This window comes from Streptomyces sp. NPDC052301, assembly GCF_044593395.1.
Lineage (GTDB): Bacteria > Actinomycetota > Actinomycetes > Streptomycetales > Streptomycetaceae > Streptomyces.
The window spans coordinates 458,464-479,946 of the sequence record NZ_JBIUBE010000007.1; the positions used below are offsets into that span (position 1 = coordinate 458,464).

Genomic DNA, 21,483 nt, shown 5'->3' on the forward strand with positions numbered 1-21,483 from the left:
GCCTAAGCGTCCCAGAGCGCTCCCAGGGCCAGAAGATCCCCCCGGTACTCGATCCGCTCGGCCCAGTCGGCGGGCCAGGCGTCCGCGCCGAGCCAGGCGCCGGCGAAGGCGCCGGTGAGGCACGCGATGGAGTCGGAGTCCCCGGCGGTGCAGGCGGCCCGGCGCAGCGCGGTGACGGGCTCGTCGGGGAAGAGCAGGAAGCACAGCAGCCCGGTGGCGAGGGCCTCCTCGGCGATCCAGCCCTCCCCGGTGGCCAGACACGGGTCGGTCTCCGGGGAGACGGTCCGCACGGTCTCCTGGAGGCGGTCGAGGATCGCCAGGCACTCGTCCCAGCCGCGCGCGACGAAGTGCTCGGGGCCGGGGTCCTGGGAGCGCGTCCACAGGTCGCCGAGCCAGGTGTGGTCGTACCGGGTGCGGTGGTCGAGCGCGTAGGAGCGCAGCCGGCCGACCAGGCCCGTGGGGTCGACGCCCTGCGCGAGCAGGTGGACGGCGTGGGCGGTGAGGTCGGAGGCGGCCAGCGCGGTGGGGTGGCCGTGGGTGAGCGCGGACTGCAACTGGGCGGCGCCGGAGCGCTGTTCGTCGCTCAGTCCGGGGACGAGCCCGATCGGGGCGACCCGCATGTTGGCGCCGCAGCCCTTGGAGCCGATCTGGCTGGCGTCCTGCCAGGCCCGGCCGTCCTCCTTGAGGAGGCTGCACGCGGTGAGGCAGGTGTTGCCCGGTGCCCGGTTGTTCTCCGGCGAGTGGTACCAGTCCACGAACTCCTCGCGCAGCGGCCGCTCCAGCCGCTTCGGCGCGAGGGAGCCGCGCTCCATGGCCGTCCGCAGCGCGCGGCCGAGGGCGAGGGTCATCTGGGTGTCGTCGGAGACGAAGGCGCGCCGGGGCAGCTCCATCTCCCGCCAAGGGCCGCACTTGGCGAGGATCTGGGGCACGTCGTTGAACTCGGTCGGGAAGCCGAGGGCGTCACCGAGGGCGAGGCCGAGAAGTGCTCCGGTTGCGGCTCGTTTGGACACGCGATTCACCATCCCCTTTATCGTCACACTGACAGTAAAGGGGATGGTGGCCGCCCGCAAGGGACTTCTAGAGGTCGACTTCCTGCATCAGCATGCCGACCTCGGTGTTGGACAGGCGGCGCAGCCAGCCGGACTTCTGGTCGCCCAGGGTGATCGGGCCGAAGGCGGTGCGCACCAGCTTGTCGACCGGGAAGCCGGCCTCGGCGAGCATGCGGCGCACGATGTGCTTGCGGCCCTCGTGCAGCGTCACCTCGACCAGGTAGTTCTTGCCGGTCTGCTCCACGACCCGGAAGTGGTCCGCGCGCGCGTAGCCGTCCTCCAGCTGGATGCCGTCCTTCAGGCGCTTGCCCAGGTCACGCGGGATCGGACCGACGATGTGCGCGAGGTAGGTCTTCTTCACGCCGTACTTGGGGTGGGTGAGGCGGTGCGCCAGCTCGCCGTGGTTGGTGAGCAGGATGACACCCTCGGTCTCGGTGTCCAGCCGGCCGACGTGGAAGAGCCGCGTCTCACGGTTGGTGACGTAGTCGCCGAGGCACTGGCGCCCCTCCGGGTCCTCCATCGTCGAGACGACACCGGCGGGCTTGTTCAGCGAGAAGAACTGGTACGACTGCGTGGCGACCGTCAGGCCGTCGACCTTGACCTCGTCCTTCTCCGGGTCGACCCGCTTGCCCTGCTCGAGGACGATCTCACCGTTGACCTCGACCCTGGCCTGCTCGATCAGCTCCTCGCAGGCCCTCCGGGAGCCGTAGCCCGCGCGCGCGAGCACCTTCTGCAGCCGCTCGCCCTCCTGCTCGGCGCCCGGGAAGGTCTTGGGCGGCTTGACGTCCTTCTTGCCCGCGTACCGCTCCCGGTTGCGCTCCTCCACGCGGGTCTCGTACTCCCGCGAGCGCGCCGGGGCCGTACGGCCGCCCTGCTGGGGCCGCTTCGGGCCGCCCTTGGCACCGCCGCGGGCCGCACCGCCGCGCCCGGCCTTGGGACCGTCCTTGGTGGCCCCGGGTCCCACGTCGTAGCGGCGCTCCTCGGGGCGGGGCTTGCGGGGCCGGCCCTGCCCCTGCTTGTTGTCCCTGTCGTTGCCGGCACCGCGGTAGTTACCGCGCCCGCCGCTCTTGCCGCTGCCGCTGCTTCGCATCAAGGTTTCCGTCTTAGTCGTCTGCGTCCTGACCGCCGGGCGCGTCGGGCGCGTCCGGGTCGAACGACGGGACCCCCTCCTGGGTCTCGGCCTCGATCGCCTCCGCCTCCGGGAGGAAGGGCGCGAGCTCCGGAAGTTCGTCCAGGCCACGCAGGCCCATCCGCTCCAGGAAGTAGTTCGTCGTCCTGTACAGGATCGCACCTGTTTCGGGTTCCGTGCCCGCCTCCTCGACCAGACCGCGTTGCAGGAGGGTACGCATCACGCCGTCGCAGTTGACTCCGCGCACGGCGGAGACCCTGCTGCGGCTGACCGGCTGGCGGTAGGCGACCACGGCGAGGGTCTCCAGCGCGGCCTGGGTGAGCCGGGCGGTCTGGCCGTCCAGCACCAGCCGCTCGACGGCGGGCGCGTACGCGGCACGCGTGTAGAAACGCCAGCCGCCGGCGACGAACCGCAGCTCGAAGCCGCGGCCCTGCACGGTGTATTCGTCGGCCAGCTCACGCAGCGCGTCCGCGATCCGCCGCTTCGGGCGCTCGAGGAGCTTCGCCAGGTGTTCCTCGGTCGCGGGCTCGTCCACGACCATGAGGACCGCTTCCAGGGCGGGCTTGAGGTCCAGATCGGCAACGGCACCCAGCCCTGCCGGGTCCTCGGTGGTCTCGCTCACGGCTTCTTGTCCTCCTCGGGCTTCTCGGGCGGCCGGTCGAACTCGTCGGTGACCACGGGCGCCGCGTCCCCGTCCCCGCCCGTCCAGCGCACCAGCAGGTCGCCGAGCGCGGTCTCCTGCTCCAGGGCGACGGCCTTCTCGCGGTACAGCTCCAGCAGGGCGAGGAACCGGGCCACGACGGTCAGGGTGTCGTCGGTGTCCTCGACCAGCGCCCGGAAGCTCGCCTCGCCCAGCTCCTTCAGCCGCGCCACCACGATCCCGGCCTGCTCCTGCACGCTGACCAGCGGGGCGTGGATGTGCTCGACGTACACCTGCGGCTTGGGCCTGGGCTGCATCGCCTTGACCGCGAGCTCGGCGAAGCCCTCGGGGCCGATGCTGATGACGACCTCGGGCAGCAGCTCGGCGTGCTCGGGTTCGAGGCCGACGGTACGGGGGTGGCGCCGGGCCTCGTCGTCGATGCGCGCGTTGAAGATGTCGGCGATCTGTTTGTACGCGCGGTACTGCAGCAGCCGCGCGAACAGCAGGTCCCGGGCCTCCAGCAGCGCCAGGTCGGCCTCGTCCTCGACCTCGGCGGCGGGCAGCAGCCGCGCCGCCTTCAGGTCCAGCAGCGTGGCGGCCACGACGAGGAACTCGGTGGTCTGGTCCAGGTCCCAGTCCGGCCCCATGGCCCGGATGTGCGCCATGAACTCGTCGGTGACCCTGGACAGGGCGACCTCGGTGACGTCCAGCTTGTGCCGGGAGATCAACTGCAGGAGCAGGTCGAAGGGGCCCTCGAAGTTCGAGAGCCGCACCTTGAAGACACCGTCGGAAGGGGGCTGGTCCGCGGAGGACGCCGGGACCGGGTCCGGCTCGGGAGCTGTGATCCCGGGGCTCGCGACCTCGGGGACCCCGACCTCGGCGGCCGCGACCTCGGCGGCCGCGCCCTCGGGGACCCCGACCTCGACGGCCGAGACCTCGGGGACCCCGACCTCGGCGGCCGAGACCTCGGGGACCCCGACCTCGGCGGCCGTGACCTGGGGGACCGCGGCATCAGGGACTGTGGCCTCGGCAACTGTGGCCTCGTGGGCCGAGACCTCGGGGACCGTGACATCCGGCACCGGGCCCTCGGGGATCGCGACCTCAGGACCTGTGGCCTCGGGAACCCGCTCTTCGAGGTCCGGCTCCGGGAGGGCAACCGGCTCGGCCGGCAGGGCCCCTGGTCCTCGCCCCAGCGCACGCCGACGCCCGGCAGCGGGGCCGGGAACGGGAACGTCGGACGAGGTCATAGCCCCCGCAGGCTACCCCTACCGCCCCCGGAGCCGTCGTACGAGGATGCTCGCGTCCCCGCGGGACTCCAGGTCCGCCAGGACCACGGCCACCGCCTCGCGGACGATCCGCCCGCGGTCCACCGCGAGCCCGTGCTCGCCCCGGAGCACCAGCCGGGCGTGCTCGAGGTCCATCAGCTCCTCGGCCGAGACGTACACGGTGATCTTCTCGTCGTGCCGCTCGCGCCCGCTGGGCCGCCGGGCCGCCGCCCGCCCCCGCTTGCGCGGCTGAGCGGCGGCAGAAGAACCTTCCTGCGCCTGCTGCCGCCGCGCCGGGCGGGTGCGGGACTCGCCGGCCTCGGCCTGCTCGGCCTCCGCCGCGACATGCTCCGCGCCTTCCCCGTCGCCGCCCTGGACGGGCACCGACGGGGGCACGTCCTCGGCGGCAGCGGCCGCGTCGTCGCTCTCCCCCGCGGGAGCCGGCACCCGGGCCTCACCGCCCGCCCCGCGCCGCGGAGTAGACGGCTGGAGCGCCATTCCCCCTGTCGTACGGAAGAGTTCGTCGGCCCCCGGCAGACTCACTCGGCGTGACACCGGGCGAGCACCTCCCTGGCGAGCTGGCGGTAGGCGGCGGCACCGACGGAGTTGGAGGCGTAGGTGGTGATCGGCTCACCGGCGACCGTGGTCTCCGGGAAGCGCACCGTGCGGCCGATGACCGTGTGGTAGACGTGGTCGTCGAACGCCTCGACCACACGGGCCAGCACCTCGCGGCTGTGGACCGTGCGCGAGTCGTACATCGTGGCGAGGATGCCGTCCAGTTCCAGCTCGGGGTTGAGCCGCTCCTGGACCTTCTCGATGGTCTCGGTCAGCAGGGCGACACCGCGCAGGGCGAAGAACTCGCACTCCAGCGGCACGATCACCTTGTGAGCAGCCGTCAGCGCGTTGACGGTGAGCAGGCCGAGCGAGGGCTGACAGTCGATCACGATGTAGTCGTAGTCGGACATCAGCGGCTTCAGCGCCCGCTGGAGGGTCGACTCGCGGGCGACCTCGGAGACCAGCTGAACCTCGGCGGCCGACAGGTCGATGTTGGAGGGCAGCAGGTCCATGTTGGGGACCGCGGTCTTCAGCAGGACCTCGTCGGCGGACATGCCCCGCTCCATGAGCAGGTTGTAGACCGTCAGGTCGAGTTCCATCGGGTTGACGCCGAGACCCACCGACAGCGCGCCCTGCGGGTCGAAGTCCACGAGCAGCACGCGCCGGCCGTACTCCGCGAGCGCGGCACCCAGGTTGATGGTCGACGTCGTCTTGCCGACGCCGCCCTTCTGGTTGCACATCGCGATGATCTTCGCGGGGCCGTGGTCGGTCAGCGGGCCCGGGATCGGGAAGTACGGCAGCGGGCGTCCGGTCGGGCCGACGCGCTCGCGGCGCTGTCGGGCCGCGTCGGGCGCGAGCGTGGCCGCGTACTCCGGATCGGGCTCGTACTCGGCGTCGGGGTCGTAGAAATGCCCCTCGGGCAGTTCGTCGTAGTCGGCGAACTGGTTGTGGGGCGCGCCACTTCCGTCGCCGGCCATGGCGTTCACGTGATGGCCATCCATGCTCTGGTGTGCTCGCCGGGCGATCTGCGGACCCGGACTCTGGTGGGCTGCGAAGGTGCGCACAGCTACGGAGCCGACAGCCTCGAATCCCGCGGGCCCCTGGTCCCGTGCCGGCATTCCTGGTTGACCACCCCCGGGAGAAAATGTCGACTCATTCACAAGTCGTCTTACCTCCTTGGTGACCAGGAAACTTCTAGACAAGGTCAGCGTCGCACCATGCCGACGGTTGGCGACTCTATGGCGTGTCGGCGGTCCGCAGCAACACAATCCGCCGGACCCGGCAGGATGTGTCGGCAATGAAACATCTCGCTGTCAAGGGCGTACGGCCGTCGCACAGCAGGTTTCACCGGTGTGCGAATCGGTCGAAGGGTTACGTTCGAGGCGAGTTGACCGAGAGCCGCAAAGTGACCATACACACATCCGGCCGGACCTTGTCGGGCAAGGTCCGGCCGGATGAGTGTCGTTGACGAGCCGTGTTGACGAATCGCCTTTTGGGACCTGGTGACTTAGCGACTCAGCAGGTCACAGGGTCAGCCGAGCAGGGTCTCCAGCTCGACGTGCTCCAGGCCGTGGGCCTCGGCGACCTCGCGGTAGACGACCTTGCCGTCGTGGGTGTTGAGACCCTTGGCGAGCGCCTTGTCCCGGCGCAGCGCCTCGACCCAGCCGTTGTTGGCGAGGGAGACGATGTACGGCAGGGTCGCGTTGGTGAGCGCGTTGGTGGAGGTGTTGGGCACACCGCCCGGCATGTTGGCGACGCAGTAGAAGACCGAGTTGTGGACCTCGAAGGTCGGCTCGGCGTGCGTGGTGGGACGGGAGTCCTCGAAGCAGCCGCCCTGGTCGATCGCGATGTCGACAAGGACACTTCCGGGCTTCATGCGGGCCACCAGCTCGTTGGTGACGAGCTTCGGGGCCTTGGCACCCGGGATGAGGACCGCGCCGATGACGAGGTCGGCGTCGAGGACGGCCTTCTCCAGCTCGAAGGAGTTGGACATGATCGCCTTGACCTTCGTACCGAAGATCTTGTCGGCCTCGCGCAGCTTGTTGATGTCGCGGTCGAGCAGGGTCACCTCGAAGCCCATGCCGACGGCGACCTGGGTGGCGTTCCAGCCGGAGACGCCGCCGCCGATGACGACGCACTTGGCCGGGGTGACGCCCGGGACGCCGCCGGGGAGCACGCCACGGCCGCCGGCCGCGCGCATCAGGTGGTAGGCGCCGACCTGCGGGGCCAGGCGGCCCGCGACCTCGGACATCGGGGCGAGCAGCGGCAGCGCGCGGTTCGGCAGCTCGACGGTCTCGTAGGCGATGGCCGTGGTGCCGGACTCGATGAGCGCGTCGGTGCACTCCTTGGAGGCGGCCAGGTGCAGGTAGGTGAAGAGGATCTGGTCCTTGCGGAGGCGGTGGTACTCCTCCGCGATGGGCTCCTTGACCTTCAGCAGCAGGTCGGCGGCGGCCCAGACCTCGTCGGCGGTGTCGAGGATGCCGGCACCGGCGGAGACGTACTCCTCGTCCGTGATCGAGGAACCGAGGCCGGCGCCCCGCTCGACGACGACCTGGTGCCCGTTGCGCACCAGCTCGTGCACACCGGCGGGGGTGATGGCCACCCGGAACTCGTTGTTCTTGACCTCGCGGGGGATGCCGACCTTCACGTCGATCACGGTCCTTGGCTCAGAGGGTATGGGGGTGCATTACAGACGTACCCAGACATGCGGGGGCATACCGGGAGACACCGCATGGGAGCGTGCGGCAGAGCCAGTCTAATGAAGGTGTTCCGGCTGTCTAGCCTTTCATTGCATCAATCTTCGCCGGATGCACTACGGATTTCGCAGGCACTAACGGCCTGTTCCAGGCTTGTCTCGTCCTCCGGCGGCTCCTCTCCCAGCATGCGCTCGGCCGCCGAGCGATGCAGTCGAGCCGCGGCGGGGTCGCCGAGGTGCTCCAGGGTGTCGGCCAGCCTGAGCTGCAGGGCGGCCTGCAATCGCACGTCCTCCGCCCGCCGCGCCCACTCCACCGCCTCGAGGCAGGTGCGCAGCGACTCCTCGAACCGCCCCGCGTACTCCTGGACCCGGGCCAGCTCGCTCAACGCCCGCGCGTGGGCGGGGACATCGCCGCTCCTGCGGTGGCCTGCGACCGCGGCCCGCCAGTTGCGCAGGCCTTCGCCGTAGCGGCCCGCGTACGTGTGGGCGGTGGCGATCCGGCCGTACAGCCGGGCGGCCTGGTCGCGCTCGCCCCGGGCCAGCCGCTCGGCCAGGGCCCGGCCGAACCAGTCGGCGGCCCGGTCGTAGTCCCCCAGCTCGAGGTGCGCGCCGCCTACGGATTCCATTGCGCGGCCGGTGGCGTACGGGTCGTTCGCCCGGCGTCCGGCATCCAGTGCCAGCCGGTACCGTGCCAGCGCGTCCCGGGTGCGGCCGGTCTGGGCGTCCAGATCGCCCAGGTTCAGCAGGGCGGCGGCCTTCTCCCGGTCCAGCCCGCGCCGCTCGGCGACATCGAGGACCAGGCCGTGCACCCCGTACAGGTCGGGTGCCGCGGCCTGCGTGCCGACGTGCGCCACGATCGCCCTGACCAGCTGGGACAGCAGCCGCCGGGCCAGGTTGTCCAGTTCCCCGTCGGCCACCGCGAGCCGCGCGGAGGCCAGCAGGGCGGGGCGCCGGATGCTCAGCCAGTCGGCCGCGGCCCGCGGGGTGGGGAAGCGCACCTCGCGGGGCATGGCGTTCAGCTTCTCCCGGGCCTGGGGGCTGTCCGTCTCGGTGATCGCCCGGCAGGCCTGCAGCAGCCGTACCGTCCGCTCCAGCATCCGGGCCCGGGCCAGCTGCAGCTCGGCGGGCCGCTCCTGGCTCTCGGCGCGGGCCCGCAGCAGCGGGTGCAGACAGCCGGGGACGTCGTACTGGGGCAGCGGGGAGGCCACCGGGCGCAGCAGGCCGAGGGCGACCAGGTCGTCCAGGGTGGCGCGGGCGGCGGGGACCGAGCAGCCCGCGAGGGACGAGGCGGTGTGCGGGTCGATCAGGCCGGCCGGGGCGAGGGAGAGCAGCCGCAGTATCCGGGCGGCCTGGCCGGGCAGCTCGTCGTACACGAGCCGGAAGACCCGGGCGAGCGGGCTGCCGTCCGCGCCGTCCTCGGGGTCGGTGTTCAGCCGTTTGGCGAGGTCGGCGACGGCGGCCTTGGGTCGGGCGGCGAGCCAGCCGCCGGCCAGGACCAGCGCGGCCGGCTGGCCGTGGCACGCCTCGACCAGGCTCTCGGCGGCGCGCGGGTCGACGGTGATGCGCACCGAGCCGGTGTAGCGGGTGAGCAGCTCCAGCGCGGACTTGGTGTCGAGGCCGCCGAGGGTGCAGGGGCGGACGTCCGCGATGCCGGTGAGCGGGCCGCCCCCGGAGACGGCGACCAGCAGGCACTCGGGGGCGTCCGGGAGCAGCGCGTCGACCTGTTCGGCGCCGGCCGCGTCGTCCAGCAACAGCAGCATCCGCCGGCCGGCGAGGGCCGTGCGCAGCGCCGCGGTCAGGTCGTCCTCGGCGGCACCGGCCGGGGCGGGCAGCTCCAGGGCGGTCAGCAGCTCGCGGGCGGCGCGCTCGACCGGGACGGGGGTGCCGTCGGGCTCGCCGAGCCGGACCCGCAGCACCCCGTCGGGGTAACGGCCGGCGACCTGGCGGACGAGTTCCTCGGCGAGGGCGGTCCGGCCGGAGCCGGGGCGGCCGGCGATGAGCAGGACGCGCGCGCGTGGCGCCTTGCGGCCGGAGAGGGTGTCCAGGCCCGCCCGCTCGATGTCGGCGCGCAGCTCCTTCAATTCGCGCGTCCGGCCCAGGAAATGACCCTCCGCGGCCGGTTGCGCCGACGGCCGTACGTCGCCTGTGTCCACCGCCTGATCCGTCACGGGCCACACTCCCGTCCCACCGCACGCGCAAGCCCGCCGGATCTTCCGCAACGGGCGTTCCAGAGCCTAGTTCACGCTCTGCGACGTGCCGTGAGGAGCGCGGCGGACAGGTCCCTCGATCGGATCAGGCGATGGTCACACGAATGCGCCGAGGGGCGGGGTCAGGCCTCGAAGGGGCGCGCGGGCCACGGCGCGTCGGCCGCGCGCAGCGCGTCCAGCCCGTCCCCGGCACGCGCGGCCACCAGGGAGAGGACCCCGACGACCAGGCAGTTGTTGTGCACGTCACCGGCGAGGATGCGGTCCACCAGCTCCCCGACCGGCACGCGCGCGTGCTGCATGTCGGTCTCCTCGTGCTCCGCAGCGAAACGCTCCCCCTCCGCCTCGGACAGATCGCGGGCGAGGAAGATCCGTACGGCCTCGTCGCAGCCGCCGGGGGTGGTGTACACGTCGGTCAGCACCCGCCAGTCCTCTGCCTTGACGTGCGCCTCTTCGTACAGCTCGCGCTGGGCCGCGTGCAGCGGGTTCTCGCCCGGCACGTCCAGCAGGCCGGCCGGGATCTCCCACAGCTTGTGCCGCACCGGGTGCCGGTACTGGTTGATCAGCAGGACCCGGTCCTCCTCGTCCAGGGCGAGGACGGCGACCGAACCCGGGTGGACCTGGTAGTCACGGCGGGCCACCGAGCCGTCGGGCATGACCACGTCGTCCGTGCGGACGGAGGTCTTGTTCCCGGTGAACGGGGTCGCGGTCGCCCGGATCTCCCACTCCTCGGGGGTGTCCTTGATCGTCATGCCCTGTCCTTCCAACGCTTTCCAAAAAGACCGGCCACAGTGAAGCCGGGGTGCTCACCTCCTGAGAGACATGCACCCCGGCCACCGTACAACTGGTGTGTTACTTGGAATTCTTCCGCTCGACCGAGGCCTTCACGAGGCCCGCGAAGAGCGGGTTCGCACGGGTCGGGCGCGAGCGCAGTTCGGGGTGCGCCTGCGTGGCGACGAGGAACGGGTGGACGTCACGCGGGTACTCCACGTACTCCACGAGCTTGCCGTCCGGCGAGGTGCCCGAGAAGACGATGCCGGTCTTCTTCTCCAGCTCCGCGCGGTAGGCGTTGTTCACCTCGTAGCGGTGGCGGTGCCGCTCCTCGACGTACTCCTTGCCGTCGTACACCTCACGGACGATGGAACCCTCGGCGAGCTTCGCCGGGTACATGCCCAGGCGCATCGTTCCGCCCATGTCGCCCTCACCGGCGACGATGTCCATCTGCTCGGCCATCGTGGAGATGACCGGGTGGGCGGTGGCCGGGTCGAACTCGGTGGAGTTGGCGTCCGGGATGTCGGCGAGGTTCCGGGCGGCCTCGATCACGATGCACTGCAGGCCCAGGCAGAGGCCGAGCAGCGGGATCTTGTTCTCGCGGGCGTAGCGGATGGCGCCGACCTTGCCGAGCACACCGCGGTCGCCGAAACCGCCCGGGATGCAGATGCCGTCGACGTCACCCAGCTGGGCCTTGGCGCCGGCCGGGGTCTTGCAGTCGTCGGAGGTGACCCACTTGATCTTCACCCGGGCGCGGTTGGCGAAGCCGCCGGCGCGCAGCGCCTCGGTGACCGACAGGTAGGCGTCGGGCAGGTCGATGTACTTGCCGACCAGCGCGAGGGTGATTTCGTGGTCGGGGTTGTGGACGCGGTCCAGCAGGTCGTCCCAGGTCGTCCAGTCGACGTCCCGGAAGGGCAGGTCGAGCTTGCGGACGACGTAGGCGTCCAGGCCCTCGGTGTGCACGACCTTCGGGATGTCGTAGATCGAGCGGGCGTCCGGGCAGGCCACCACGGCGGCCTCGTCGACGTCGCACATCAGCGAGATCTTGCGCTTGATGGCGGTGGGGACCTCGCGGTCGCAGCGCAGCACGATCGCGTCCGGCTGGATACCGATGTTGCGCAGCGCGGCGACGGAGTGCTGGGTCGGCTTGGTCTTCAGCTCGCCGGACGGGCCGATGTACGGCAGGAGCGAGATGTGCACGACGAAGACGTTGTCCCGGCCGACCTCGTGGCGGACCTGGCGGACGGTCTCCAGGAACGGCAGCGACTCGATGTCGCCGACCGTGCCGCCGACCTCGGTGATGACGACGTCCACCTCGTCGGTGGCCATGCGCCGGATGCGGTGCTTGATCTCGTTGGTGATGTGCGGGATGACCTGGACGGTGTCGCCCAGGTACTCGCCGCGCCGCTCCTTGGCGATCACCGTGGAGTACACCTGGCCGGTGGTGACGTTGGCCGAGCCGTCCAGGTCGCGGTCGAGGAACCGCTCGTAGTGGCCGATGTCCAGGTCGGTCTCGGCGCCGTCGTTGGTGACGAACACCTCACCGTGCTGGAAGGGGTTCATCGTCCCCGGGTCGACGTTCAGGTACGGGTCGAGCTTCTGCATCACGACGCGCAGGCCACGGGCCTTGAGCAGCATGCCCAGGCTGGAGGCGGTGAGGCCCTTGCCGAGCGAGGAGGCGACACCCCCGGTGACGAAGATGTGCTTGGTCGTCGTAGATTTCGGCGGCATGGCCAAGAGGGGGCTCCCGTGGTCGCTGTCTGTGATGCGGTGCGGCTGCCGGACTGGAGGGTTCCGGGGGTGCCGTCGCTGCGGTTCGGGGGGTTCGTCTCCCACCGGTCCACGGGCTACCAGCGTAACAGCGCCTGGAGGAGATGGCTTCCGGCCACGCTCCGCGCTCGCGTCGACACGGGCACGCACCGGTCACTCGATCGTCACCCGTTGCTCACTCGTTCGGCCCACACGGGTTGCCCGGAGCGGCACGCAGATCATCTACGTGCGTCGTATCCTGCTCGGACACTCGCTGCCGAGCCCGGCCGGAAAAGACGGCACACCCCCGCCGGCACCACCCGGAACAACGAGAGCGCGGCAGTTCGTTGAGCAAGGACTGTCCGTTTTGCCTCAGGGCTCGGCGGACTGCTTCGCTTCACCGCTCAACGACGCTTAACAACGACCCCTTGACCGCACTAGCGACAGCCCCCTGCGCGGGGGTGACGTGGCCGTTCGACTGGAGTTGCACGTGGCCGGGCGCATCGAAGACTACGCACTCATCGGAGACATGCAGACCGCGGCACTGGTCTGCCGGGACGGCACAGTCGACTGGCTGTGCCTGCCCCGCTTCGACTCGCACGCCGTCTTCGCCGGCCTGCTGGGCACCGAGGAACACGGCTTCTGGCGGCTCGGCCCCGCCCACGCCGTCGACGCCAAGCCGCCCACGGCCGCCCGGCGCAGCTACCGCGGCGACTCGCTGATCCTGGAGTCGGAGTGGGACACCCCGCGCGGCACCGTGCGCGTGACCGATTTCATGCCCCCGCGGGACGGTGCCCCGCAGCTGATCCGGATCGTGGAGGGCGTCTCCGGCCGGGTGCCGATGCGCTCCGCCCTGAGGATGCGGTTCTCCTACGGCCGGGTCGTGCCGTGGGTGCACAAGCACGAGGGGCGCACGGTGGCCGTCGCCGGGCCCGACTCGGTCTGGTTCGACACGGAGGCGGAGACGTACGGCAAGGCGCTGACGACCTACGCCGACTTCACGGTCGCCCCGGGTGACCGGATCGCGTTCACCATCTCGTGGCAGCCCTCGCACAAGGAGCCGCCGCCGCTGCCGGAGCCGGAGACCTCGCTGGAGGCCACGGAGGACTTCTGGCGCGAATGGGTGGAGCACTGTACGTACCACGGGCCGTACCGCGAGGCGGTGATCCGCTCGCTGATCACCCTCAAGGCGCTGACGTACGCCCCGACGGGTGGCATCGTCGCCGCGCCCACCACCTCCCTGCCGGAGGACATCGGCGGCGTCCGCAACTGGGACTACCGCTACACCTGGCTGCGGGACGCGGCGATCACCCTTTCGTCGCTGCTGCGCACCGGCTACCGCGAGGAGGCCCGCGCCTGGCGCGAGTGGCTGCTCCGCGCGGTCGCGGGCGACCCGGAGAACCTGCAGATCATGTACGGCCTGGCGGGCGAGCGGGAGCTGGGCGAGGCCGAGCTGGACTGGCTGCCGGGCTACGAGAACTCCGCCCCGGTCCGGGTGGGCAACGGCGCCGCGCACCAGCTCCAGCTGGACGTGTACGGCGAGGTCACCGAGGCCCTGCACCTGGCCCACATGACCGGCCTGGCCCGCCACGACTACGCCTCCCTGCTGCAGCTGAAGCTGATCCGCTACCTGGAGGACCACTGGCAGGAGCCGGACGAGGGCATCTGGGAGGTGCGCGGCCCGCGCCGGCACTTCGTGCACTCCAAGGTGATGGCCTGGGTCGCGGTGGACCGCACCATCAAGCTCATCGAGTCCGGTGACGCGGACGGCCCGCTGGAGCGCTGGAAGGAGCTGCGCGACGACATCCACCGGGACGTGTGCGAGAAGGGCTACGACAAGGAGCGCAACACCTTCACCCAGTCGTACGGCTCCCAGGAGCTGGACGCCTCGCTGCTGCTCATCCCGCAGATGGGTTTCCTGCCGCCGGACGACAAGCGGGTGATCGGCACGATCGAGGCGATCCAGCGCGAGCTGTCCACCTCGGACGGGTTCATCCTGCGCTACCCGACCGAGGGTGAGCACGCCGGCGTGGACGGCCTGCCCGGCGACGAGGGCGCCTTCCTCGCCTGCTCGTTCTGGATGGCGGACGACCTGGCGATGATCGGCCGGGTGGACGAGGCCCGCAAGCTGTTCGAGAAGCTCCTCGCGCTGCGCAACGACCTCGGTCTGCTCGCCGAGGAGTGGGACCCGCGGCTGCAGCGCCAGGTGGGGAACTTCCCGCAGGCCTTCAGCCACGTTCCGCTGATCGACACGGCCCTGCGGCTGACGGCCTCGGGGGCGTACGGCGGCTGAGACGCGGGTCTGCGCCTGGTCCTGGTCGGCGTCGGGTCACCACTGGGTGATGAGCGGCGTGTCCGGCTCGTGCTGCCGCCACGCTTCGGTGAGGCGGACGAGGCGGGTGGGGGCGGCGATGCCGCGCACGGTTGCGATCCTGCCGCCTGTGACGTCGAACGTCACAGCGCCTATGACCTGGTCACCGACCACGAAGAGGATGGCGGGGGCGCCGTTGACGAACGCGTAGTGGACGGCGGGCGTGCCGCCGGCAAGTCGCCGTTTCGCGGGTGTGGGTTTGAAGCCGGCCCGTACGACGGCGGCGATGCGCTGCGCAGTGTCGAATTGCAGCAGCTTTTCGGCAAGGCCGGCGCCGTCGGAGATCGCCGTCGCGTCGTCGGTGAGCAGCGCCACCAGCCGTTCGGTGCGGCCCGAGGTGGCGGCGGCGAGGAATTCCTCGACGATCCTGCGGGCGGACGCCCGGTCGACCTCGTCTCCGCTGCGTCGGCGCGCGGCGGTGATGCGGCGCCGGGCCCGGTGGAGGTGCTGCTGGCTTGCGGACTCGGTGAGGTCGAGGATCTCGGCGATCTCGGCGTGGCCGTAGGAGAACGCTTCCCGCAGGACGTAGACGGCCCGCTCGACGGGCGCCAGGCGTTCCATGAGCGTCAGCACGGCCAGGGAGACCGATTCGCGCTGCTCGAACGTGTCGGCCGGGCCGAGCATCGGGTCGCCGTCGAGGAGAGGTTCGGGCAGCCAGGCGCCGGCGGTGCGTTCGCGGCGGGCCTGTGCCGAGCGGAGCCGGTCGAGGCACAGGTTGGTGAGGACCCTGGTCAGCCATGCCTCCGGCACCTTGATCCGCTGTCGGTCCGCGGCCTGCCAGTGCAGGAACGCGTCTTGCACGGCGTCCTCGGCGTCGGTGGCGGAGCCCAGCAGCCGGTAGGCCAGGGAGGCCAGCCGGTTCCGGCTGGCCTCGAACCGGCTGGTGTCGAAGCGGTCAGTGGCGGTGCTGTCCACGCGGATCACCCTAGGCTGACTCTGGCCGGCTACACGAACGCCTTCTCGGCGGACGCACCCGGCGTGACAGCCAGGCGGCGCTTACGCCTGGGCAGACCGAAAGTCGGGTGCGAGGTGGTCCACAGGGACACCTTGAGGATGCCCGACTTGATCCGCGCGGCCTTGCGGCCGCCCACGTGCTTCGGCTTCGCCTGCCCTTTGTGGTCGACCATCTGCAGGATCCCGTCCCGCCGCCCGAGGCTGATGTGGTTGCCCAGGTACTCCAGTTTGGTGTTCGGGACCTTGCGACCGGTCAGCCGTCCCACGATCGCGGCCGTGGCCTGCATGCCGGTGTAGCCGGCCGAAGCGCAGGACATCGGCATCGGTCGGCCGTTGTCGCCGATGGCGTAGGCACTGTCGCCGACGGCGTAGACATTCGGGTGCGAGACCGACCGCATGGTGCGATCGACGACGATCCGACCGGTCTCGGTGACCTTCAGCCCGCCGGCGGCGGCGATGGGACTGACCGCGAAGCCGGCCGTCCACACGGTCGCGTCGGACGCCAGGGCCGTGCCGTCGGCGCACAGCACCCGCGCCGACTCGACGGCTTCGACCTCGGTGTGCTCCAGGACTGTGATGCCCAGCCGGTCGCAGGCCCGGCGCAGGTGGCTGCGGGCACCGGCGGAGAGCCGGGCACCCAGCTCCCCGCGGGCGACCAGCGTCACCGACAGGCCGGGCCGGGATTCGGCGATCTCGGTGGCGGTCTCGATGCCGGTCAACCCGTCGCCGACGACCAGCACCCTCGCGCCTTCGCCGCGCCTGCCCAGGTCGTTCAGGCTGTCCAGCCGCTCGCGCAGGCGCAGCGCCGACGGCCTGGCGGCGACGTCGAAGGCGTGCTCGGCCGCGCCGGGGACTGCGCGGTCGTCGCCGTGGCTGCCGAGGGCGTAGAGAAGCGTGTCGTAGACGAGTTCACCGCCGCCGTCGGCGTCGGCCACGTGGACGACTTGGTGCTCGGGGATGACGGCGGTGACGCGGGCCAGGCGCAGCTGTATCCCCGTGCCCGCGAAGACCTCGGTGAGCGGTGGGGCCTCGATCTCCTGGCCGGCCGCGAGCTGGTGCAGTCGCAGCCGCTGGACGAAGTCCGGCTCGGCGTTGACCACGGTGATCTCGGTGTCCGCCGGGGACAGTCGGCGGGCCAGGGTCCCGGACACGTAGGCCCCGGCATAGCCGGCGCCGAGGACGATGATTCGATGCGTCATGCCTCGCTCCTGTCGGTTCGCTTGTTCCCCGGCTTGAGCGGAACAGGGCCCCGATATCTGACAGGCACCGCATGTGGCATGGGTCACAGAGCGACAGGGCTGCCGCCGTCCTGGCCAGTCAGTGCGTGAGGCGCGCCGGCCACGGCGACGGAAGCCGACCCGCCGCAGGACAGGCGCAGCACCGTGACGGTGGACGGGACGAGCTGTACGACGCCGATGAGGATCCTTACGCGCTCGCCCTGCGGCCCGGCCGAGAACCGGTGTACCTGCGGCCGGCCGACGGGTGCCGCGGCCTCGTGCCGGTCCCCGGTGGCCCGAGCAGCCCACCACAACCGGCAGGACAGTGCGGGAACGCTGCGTCGGCCCCGTCCTCGATGTCGGCTGCGGCCCGAGCCACAGGGGATCGGCCCCGGACGAAGGAACAGCGGGCCGCGCGCGCCTACGCTGGGAAAGTGACCCAGCCCCTGCACGGAAGGGGGCGGCCATGGCTTCCCCTTCGAAGGCGGGCGCGGCCCTCACCGCGCTGCGCGAGGATCTGGTGGGCGACGTGTTCGCCCCCGGCGACCAGGGCTACGACGAGGCCCGCACGGTCTTCAACGCGATGATCGACCGGCGGCCGGCGGTGATCGCCCAGTGCGCGGACGCCACCGACGTGGTCCGGGCGGTGCGCTTCGGCAGGGAGCTGGACCTCAACATCGCGGTGCGCGGCGGCGGCCACAGCGTGTCCGGGGCCGCGCTGGGCGACGGCGCGCTCGTGGTGGACCTGCGCCGGATGCACCAGGTGACCGTCGACCCGGCGGCCGAGGCGGCCCGGGTCGAGGGCGGCGCCACGATGAGCCACCTCGACCGGGCCACCCAGCTCCACGGGCTCGCGACCACGGGCGGGCGCGCCTCCACCACCGGCGTCGGCGGTTTCGTCCTGGGCGGCGGCACCGGCTGGCTGGACCGGGCCTTCGGCCTCGCCGTCGACAACCTGATCGGCGTGGAACTGGTGACCGCCGACGCCGAGCGGGTGCACGCGAACCCCGACGAGAATCCCGATCTGTTCTGGGCCCTGCACGGCGGGGGCGGCAACTTCGGCATCGCCACCGCGCTCACCCTGCAGCTGTACGAGCTGCCGGAGTTCTCGATCGTCCTGCTGATGTTCCTGCCGCAGTTCGGACCGGACGTGACCCGCACCTTCCGCGAGATCGTCCGGACCGGACCGGACGAGGTGAGCGGCGCGGTCCTCTTCGTCACCGGCCCGCCCGAGGAGTTCATGCCCCCGGAGCTGGTGGGCAAGCTGGTGTGCGCCGCGTTGCTGACGTACGCGGGATCCGAGGACGACCTGCGCAAGCTCGCCGAGCCGCTGCTGGCGCTGCCGCACGAGGTGGAGCTGGCCGGTGACATGCCGTACGTCGACGTGCAGTGCATGCTCGACGAACCACCCGGGATGCGGAACTACTGGTCGGCGGAGTATCTGACCGGCCTGCCGGACGAGTTGGTGGACGTCTTCTGTGCCCGCGCGGACAGCATGCCGGTGCCGAGCAACACCCAGCACCTGCTGTTCCCGCAGGGCGGGGCGATCGCAGCCGGTCCGCACGAGTACCCGGTGCCCTACCGGGACGCGGCCTGGGCCGCGCACCCGTTCGGCATCTGGCAGGACCCGGCCGACGACGAGCGGGCCGTGGCCTGGGTCCGGGGCGTGCGCGCCGACCTGCGGCCGTGGAGCACGGGAGCCGTCTACCTCAACTTCATCGGCGACGAGGGCCCCGAGCGGGTCAGGGCCGGCCTGGGCGAGGAGAACACCCTGCGCCTGGAGAAGGTGAAGCGGCGCTACGACCCGGACAACGTGTTCCGCTTCAACCACAACATCCGGCCGGTGTAGCCGTTCGCCGGAGCTGTCCTCGGGGCGTTTCCGCAGGTAGCGTCCGCTGCATGGACAGCCGTACGGACCACCGATTCGACACCCAGGGTGCCGGGATCACCGTTCAGCGGGCGCTGGAGCTGCCCGGACTGCGCAGCGGACTGCCGGAGATCCTCGCGGGGGCGGACCGGCTGGGGCGCACGGTGCGCTGGGTGCACGCGGGCGAGGTGCCCAACATCGCCTCGCTGCTCAAGGGCGGCGAGCTGCTGCTCACCACCGGCTACGGCCTCGGCACCCGCCCGGCCGAGCAGCGGGCGTTCGTGCGCACGCTCGCCGAGCGCGGCATCGCCGCCCTGGTGGTGGAGCTGGGCCCGCGCTTCGCCCGGCTGCCCTCCGCCCTGGTGGACACCGCCCGGGCCGCCGGGCTGCCGCTGGTGCAGCTGCACCGCGAGGTGCCGTTCGTGACGGTGACGGAGGAGATCCACACCGAGATCGTCAACGGCCACTACGCGCTGCTGCAGCGGGCCGAGGAGGTGCACCGGCGCTGTACCGAGGCGCTGCTGGGCGGCGGCGGGGTGCCGCAGGTGCTGGGGATCCTGGCGGACTTCAGCGGCAACCCGGTGTTCCTGGAGGCGGCCGACGGCCGCCTGCTGTACGCCGCCGGGGAGGGCCCGGAGGGGGCGGACCCGCTGCAGGTGTGGGAGGGGCTCAGGGGCCCGCACAAGGACGCGCCGCCGCCGGCCGGTTCGGTGCTGGTGGACGTGCCGGGCGGCGGCCCGGGGACGGCGGGGTCGGTGCGCGCCCGGCTGGTCCTGCTGCCGGTGCGCTCGCCGCTCTCCCCGGTGCACCGGATCGCCACCGAGCGGGCCGCCGGCATCCTGGCCGTGGTGCTCATGCAGGCCCGGCAGGAGGAGGAGCTGGCGGCGCGCGGGCGCGGTGACTTCCTCACCGATCTCGCCGAGGGCCGGATCACGGCGGAGGACGCGCCGGCGCAGGCCCGGGTCCTCGGCTTCAAGCCCGGTGCCGGCCCGCTGCTGCCCGTGGTCATGCGGATCGGTGACACCCTCTCGCCGGCCGGGGGTACCGCCCGCGCGAGCGAAGCCGAGCGTGGGGGAGGCTGGGCGGTGCTGGCGCGGGCCGTCTCCGAGGAGCTGGCCGCGGTGGGGGTGCCGGTGCTGCTGGGCGTGCGGCCGGTGGAGGGCCGGGTGCCGGTGCTGCTGGGCCTGCGCTCGGAGTCGGAGCGGTCGGGGGTGGCGGACCGGGTGGCGGCGGCGCTGCGGGCGGGCGTGGAGCGGGCCGGGATGCGGCGGCCCGGGTCGCCGCCGCCGGTCGTGGTGGTCGGGGTGGCGGGCGGCTGGGCCGCGGCGTCGGCCGGGCTGCGGCACGCGGCCGAGACCGCGACGGCGGCCGAGGGCCTCAGCGACCGTCCCTGGTACGACGCCCGCCGCCTGGACATCGACCTGCTGCTGTGGCGGCTGCGCGACCATCCGGACCTGGCCGCGTTCGTGGACCGCGCGATCGGCCCGCTGCGCGACCACGACCACCGCTCCAAGCCGCCGCTGCTGCCTACGCTGCAGACCTATCTGGCGCACGCCGGCCGCAAGGCGGAGACCGCGCGCGAGCTGCACCTGAACCGGCAGACGCTGTACAACCGCCTCGCCCGCATCGGGGAGTTGCTCGGCACCGACCTGGACGACCCGCAGACGGTGCTGGCGTTGAGCCTGGCCCTGCGCGCCCGTCGGCACGTGCCCTAGGGACCGGAGACCTAGGCCAGCGGCCGGGGCTGGGTCAACTCGTCGTAGACGCTGAGCACTTGGGCGACCGTCTCGTCCTCCGTCGGCCAGCCGGCGGCCTGCCGCGCGCCGCGCTCCCGCAGCAGCTCCCGCCGCTCCGGATCGGCGAGCAGCGCCACGACCGTGTCGGCGAGCGCCTGCGGGTCGCCGTACGGGACGAGTGCCGCCGCGTCGCCGACGAGGTCCGGGATCCCGCCGACGCGGGTGGCGACGAGCGGCACGCGCGCGTACAGCGCCTCCTGAGCGAGGACGGAACGCGACTCCCAACTGCTGGTCAGCAGCGCCAGATCGGCGGCGGCGAGCAGGTCCGGCACGTCGTCGCGGTGGCCGACGAGCCGCACCGGCAGCGCCTCGTCCTCGATCCGGCGCTGCAGCACCGGGCGCAGCGGCCCCTCGCCCGCGACGACGACCAGCGGCAGCGGGTCCAGGTCCCGCCAGGCGCGGGCCGCGTCGAGCAGGACCTCGTAGCCGCGGTGCCGGTCGAGGGAGCCGACGGCGATCAGCAACGGGCAACCGGTGGCGCCGACTTCGGCCCGGATCTTGGAGCGCAGCCGGTCGGGGTCCTCCGGGTCGGGAATCGGGCGCTGTCCCGGCAGGCCGACGGCCGCGAGCCGGGCGTCCCGCGCCCCGGTGCGCCGGGCCCGCTCCACCAGGTCGGGGCTGGTGCCGAGGACCACGGCCGCCGTCCTCACCACCCGGCGCTCCAGCAGCCGCAGCAGGTGCGCCCGGGCGCCCTCCGCGTGGGCGCGGTTGTGCCAGGTGACCACCAGCGGGGTGTGTCGGCCGCCGAGGGCGAGGACGGCCCGGAAGGAGGCGTGCAGTCCGTGCGCGTGCACCAGATCGGCGTTCGCGCAGGCCGCCCGGAGCGCGGCCACCGAGGACGGGTCGCTGCTGCGCGGCACATGCACGTGGTCGGCACCGGTCCCGGTGAAGTCGTAGGCGCGGTCGGCCTCCAGGGGGGCGCACACCGTGACCCGTACACCCCTGGCCACCAGCCCCTCGGCCAGGGAGCGCACGTGCGCGCTGCTGCCGGCGTTGCCCCCGCCCAGCACCTGCACGGTGCGCAGCGGCGACTGGCCGTGCGGTGCGTTGCTGCTCAGGGGGCTCACGGGGCCGGGCTCCTGGTTCGACGTGAGGCGGACACGAGGAAACCTACAGAAGGTAGCGGGATCACAGGGTCGGAAGGTCGTACCCCGCGCGCCTCCCGCGCGGACCGTGCTCATGCCCAAGCATGCCAGGACGCAGGGTCGTTCCGGGAAAACC

At 72.1% G+C, this 21,483-nt stretch carries 16 protein-coding genes; 3 read left to right on the forward strand and 13 right to left on the reverse strand.

Annotation, left to right across the window (positions count from 1 at the left end):
* Positions 1 to 2 precede the first annotated feature (2 nt).
* From ACIHEJ_RS22645 to ACIHEJ_RS22690, 10 genes are all read right to left on the reverse strand, one after another.
* Entirely contained in the window at positions 3 to 1,022 is a 1,020-nt protein-coding gene (locus ACIHEJ_RS22645; protein WP_400138277.1) for an ADP-ribosylglycohydrolase family protein, read from the reverse strand.
* Between the two features lie 55 nt (positions 1,023 to 1,077).
* Positions 1,078 to 2,139 (reverse strand): pseudouridine synthase, encoded by a 1,062-nt coding sequence (locus ACIHEJ_RS22650; RefSeq protein ID WP_400138278.1) that lies wholly within the window; start codon positions 2,137 to 2,139, stop codon positions 1,078 to 1,080.
* 13 nt (positions 2,140 to 2,152) lie between these two features.
* The gene (gene scpB / locus ACIHEJ_RS22655) at positions 2,153 to 2,800 is read right to left on the reverse strand and encodes an SMC-Scp complex subunit ScpB (protein ID WP_400138279.1); all 648 of its coding nucleotides are present in this window, start codon (positions 2,798 to 2,800) and stop codon (positions 2,153 to 2,155) included.
* Positions 2,797 to 4,065, reverse strand: coding sequence for a segregation/condensation protein A (locus ACIHEJ_RS22660; RefSeq protein WP_400138280.1), 1,269 nt, complete (start codon positions 4,063 to 4,065; stop codon positions 2,797 to 2,799). The genes scpB and ACIHEJ_RS22660 overlap by 4 nt, the downstream gene beginning before the upstream one ends.
* An 18-nt stretch (positions 4,066 to 4,083) precedes the next feature.
* Entirely contained in the window at positions 4,084 to 4,638 is a 555-nt protein-coding gene (locus ACIHEJ_RS22665; RefSeq protein WP_400138281.1) for a hypothetical protein, read from the reverse strand.
* The gene (locus tag ACIHEJ_RS22670) at positions 4,623 to 5,756 is read right to left on the reverse strand and encodes a ParA family protein (protein ID WP_400138282.1); all 1,134 of its coding nucleotides are present in this window, start codon (positions 5,754 to 5,756) and stop codon (positions 4,623 to 4,625) included. Before ACIHEJ_RS22670 ends, ACIHEJ_RS22665 begins: the two co-directional genes overlap by 16 nt.
* Positions 5,757 to 6,169: 413 nt before the next feature.
* The gene (gene ald, locus ACIHEJ_RS22675) at positions 6,170 to 7,285 is read right to left on the reverse strand and encodes an alanine dehydrogenase (protein WP_400138312.1); all 1,116 of its coding nucleotides are present in this window, start codon (positions 7,283 to 7,285) and stop codon (positions 6,170 to 6,172) included.
* A gap of 146 nt (positions 7,286 to 7,431) precedes the next feature.
* Positions 7,432 to 9,501 (reverse strand): tetratricopeptide repeat protein, encoded by a 2,070-nt coding sequence (locus ACIHEJ_RS22680; protein ID WP_400138283.1) that lies wholly within the window; start codon positions 9,499 to 9,501, stop codon positions 7,432 to 7,434.
* Between the two features lie 161 nt (positions 9,502 to 9,662).
* The gene (locus ACIHEJ_RS22685; RefSeq protein WP_400138284.1) at positions 9,663 to 10,289 is read right to left on the reverse strand and encodes an NUDIX domain-containing protein; all 627 of its coding nucleotides are present in this window, start codon (positions 10,287 to 10,289) and stop codon (positions 9,663 to 9,665) included.
* A 100-nt stretch (positions 10,290 to 10,389) separates the two neighbouring features.
* The gene (locus tag ACIHEJ_RS22690) at positions 10,390 to 12,039 is read right to left on the reverse strand and encodes a CTP synthase (protein ID WP_400138285.1); all 1,650 of its coding nucleotides are present in this window, start codon (positions 12,037 to 12,039) and stop codon (positions 10,390 to 10,392) included.
* 508 nt (positions 12,040 to 12,547) lie between these two features.
* Here ACIHEJ_RS22690 and ACIHEJ_RS22695 point away from each other — a divergent pair.
* Positions 12,548 to 14,350, forward strand: coding sequence for a glycoside hydrolase family 15 protein (locus ACIHEJ_RS22695; RefSeq protein ID WP_400138313.1), 1,803 nt, complete (start codon positions 12,548 to 12,550; stop codon positions 14,348 to 14,350).
* A gap of 36 nt (positions 14,351 to 14,386) precedes the next feature.
* Here ACIHEJ_RS22695 and ACIHEJ_RS22700 read toward each other — a convergent pair whose 3' ends face one another.
* Both ACIHEJ_RS22700 and ACIHEJ_RS22705 read right to left on the reverse strand, forming a co-directional pair.
* Positions 14,387 to 15,343 (reverse strand): sigma-70 family RNA polymerase sigma factor, encoded by a 957-nt coding sequence (locus tag ACIHEJ_RS22700; RefSeq protein WP_400138286.1) that lies wholly within the window; start codon positions 15,341 to 15,343, stop codon positions 14,387 to 14,389.
* 29 nt (positions 15,344 to 15,372) lie between these two features.
* Positions 15,373 to 16,581 (reverse strand): NAD(P)/FAD-dependent oxidoreductase, encoded by a 1,209-nt coding sequence (locus tag ACIHEJ_RS22705; protein ID WP_400138287.1) that lies wholly within the window; start codon positions 16,579 to 16,581, stop codon positions 15,373 to 15,375.
* A gap of 484 nt (positions 16,582 to 17,065) precedes the next feature.
* Between ACIHEJ_RS22705 and ACIHEJ_RS22710 the strand changes: the two genes are divergently transcribed.
* Both ACIHEJ_RS22710 and ACIHEJ_RS22715 read left to right on the forward strand, forming a co-directional pair.
* Positions 17,066 to 18,448, forward strand: coding sequence for an FAD-binding protein (locus ACIHEJ_RS22710; RefSeq protein WP_400138288.1), 1,383 nt, complete (start codon positions 17,066 to 17,068; stop codon positions 18,446 to 18,448).
* Positions 18,449 to 18,498: 50 nt separating this feature from the next.
* Positions 18,499 to 20,181, forward strand: coding sequence for a PucR family transcriptional regulator (locus ACIHEJ_RS22715; protein WP_400138289.1), 1,683 nt, complete (start codon positions 18,499 to 18,501; stop codon positions 20,179 to 20,181).
* 11 nt (positions 20,182 to 20,192) lie between these two features.
* Here ACIHEJ_RS22715 and ACIHEJ_RS22720 read toward each other — a convergent pair whose 3' ends face one another.
* A complete protein-coding gene (locus ACIHEJ_RS22720) occupies positions 20,193 to 21,329 on the reverse strand; it encodes a glycosyltransferase family 4 protein (protein WP_400138290.1) in 1,137 nt (378 codons plus the stop codon).
* Positions 21,330 to 21,483 lie beyond the last annotated feature (154 nt).

Excerpts from the sequence above, each read along its gene's own strand:
- ACIHEJ_RS22645 (WP_400138277.1), bottom strand. The coding sequence starts at position 1,022 with ATGGTGAATCGCGTGTCCAAACGAGCCGCAACCGGAGCACTTCTCGGC.
- ACIHEJ_RS22705 (WP_400138287.1), bottom strand. The coding sequence starts at position 16,581 with ATGACGCATCGAATCATCGTCCTCGGCGCCGGCTATGCCGGGGCCTAC.
- ACIHEJ_RS22650 (WP_400138278.1), bottom strand. The coding sequence starts at position 2,139 with ATGCGAAGCAGCGGCAGCGGCAAGAGCGGCGGGCGCGGTAACTACCGC.
- ACIHEJ_RS22715 (WP_400138289.1), top strand. The coding sequence starts at position 18,499 with ATGGACAGCCGTACGGACCACCGATTCGACACCCAGGGTGCCGGGATC.
- ACIHEJ_RS22685 (WP_400138284.1), bottom strand. The coding sequence starts at position 10,289 with ATGACGATCAAGGACACCCCCGAGGAGTGGGAGATCCGGGCGACCGCG.
- ACIHEJ_RS22690 (WP_400138285.1), bottom strand. The coding sequence starts at position 12,039 with ATGCCGCCGAAATCTACGACGACCAAGCACATCTTCGTCACCGGGGGT.
- ACIHEJ_RS22710 (WP_400138288.1), top strand. The coding sequence starts at position 17,066 with ATGGCTTCCCCTTCGAAGGCGGGCGCGGCCCTCACCGCGCTGCGCGAG.
- ACIHEJ_RS22670 (WP_400138282.1), bottom strand. The coding sequence starts at position 5,756 with ATGCCGGCACGGGACCAGGGGCCCGCGGGATTCGAGGCTGTCGGCTCC.
- ACIHEJ_RS22660 (WP_400138280.1), bottom strand. The coding sequence starts at position 4,065 with ATGACCTCGTCCGACGTTCCCGTTCCCGGCCCCGCTGCCGGGCGTCGG.